This window comes from Geodermatophilus sp. SYSU D01176 (genome assembly GCF_054050015.1).
The window spans coordinates 1-1,272 of the sequence record NZ_JBJGYN010000115.1; the positions used below are offsets into that span (position 1 = coordinate 1).

The 1,272-nt window shown below is 69.4% G+C and carries 1 protein-coding gene; it reads right to left on the reverse strand.

Annotated features, from left to right (window positions below; translation table 11 throughout):
* Positions 1–39: 39 nt before the first annotated feature.
* Positions 40–1,205, reverse strand: a protein-coding gene (locus ACI78Z_RS24965) for an IS3 family transposase (RefSeq protein ID WP_457039229.1) whose coding sequence is annotated in 2 segments (ribosomal slippage) — positions 40–911 and positions 911–1,205 — 1,167 coding nt in all. Because the reading frame shifts where the segments join, the coding sequence is not laid out codon by codon here.
* Between the last annotated feature and the right edge of the window lie 67 nt (positions 1,206–1,272).

Consider the following 1,272-nt stretch of genomic DNA (forward strand, 5'->3'; position numbering starts at 1 on the left):
GGGACTGCCCCCAGTCCGGTTGACTCGTTCCGGTAGGGGTTAGGCCGCTGCTGCGGCGTGGGTGAGTGTCTCGTACTCGACGGGCGTGAGTCGGCCGAGTCGGCGTTGCCGGCGGCGGCGGTGATACGTGCGCTCGATCCAGGTGATGATCGCCAACCGGAGCTCCTCGCGGGTGCCCCAGCGCTGCCGGTCCAGGACGTTCTTCTGCAGTAGCGCGAAGAAGGACTCCATCGCGGCGTTGTCCCCGCAGGCCCCGACCCGGCCCATCGAGCCGATCAGCCCGTTGTCGGCCAGGGTGCGGACGAAGGCGGTCGACCGGAACTGGCTGCCGCGGTCGGAGTGCACCACGGTGCCAGCTGGGCTGCGGCGGGCGATGGCATTCCGCAGCGCCGCCACGGCCAGCGACGCCTTCATCCGGGAGTCGATCGAGTAGCCGACGATCCGTCCGGAGTGGACGTCCTTGATTGCGCAGAGGTAGAGCTTGCCCTCCGCCGTCGGGTGCTCGGTGATGTCGGTCAGCCAGGTGACGTTGGGCGCGGTCGCGGTGAACTGGCGGTCGACCAGGTCGTCGTGCACCGGCGGGCCGGCCTTGCGGTTCAGGCCGGGCTTCTTGGCGAAGACCGACCAGATGCGCTGCTGGGAGCACAGCCGGGCGACCCGGTTCTCCCCGGTGGTGATGCCGCGTTCGCGCAACTCGTCGGCGATGAACCGGTAGCCGAACCCGGGGTCGTCGGCGTGGATGTCGTAGGCGGCGTTGATCAGGTGCGCGTCGTCCCAGTCCCGCTGGCTGACCGGGTTGGCGCACCACTTGTAGTAGGCCTGCGTGGAGAAGCCCAGCACCCGGCAGGTCACCGCGACGGGGATCTTCTCGGCGGCGAGTTCACGGACCAGCGGGTAGATCATTTTGGGAGGACGTCGCGGGCGAAGTAGGCCGTCGCCCGCCGCAGGATCTCGTTCTCCTGTTCCAGCAGCTTGTTGCGCCGGCGCAGCTCCCGCAGCTCCGCGTCGGAGTCCTTGCCACCGCCCCCGCGGTCACCGGAGGCCGGCGGCGCGATGCCGTCCTCGCGATCAGCGATCTTCAGCCAGCGCTGCAGGCAGGACTCGGAGATCCCGAAGTCCCGGGCGACTTGAGCGACCGACGCCTCGCCCTTGCGGGCCACGGCGATCACGTCACGACGGAACTCCGCCGGGAACGGCTTGGGCACGATGCTGATCCTTCCAGCGAGGCCGCAGCCTCACAGGCAAGGAGTCAACCGAACCGGGGGCAGTCCC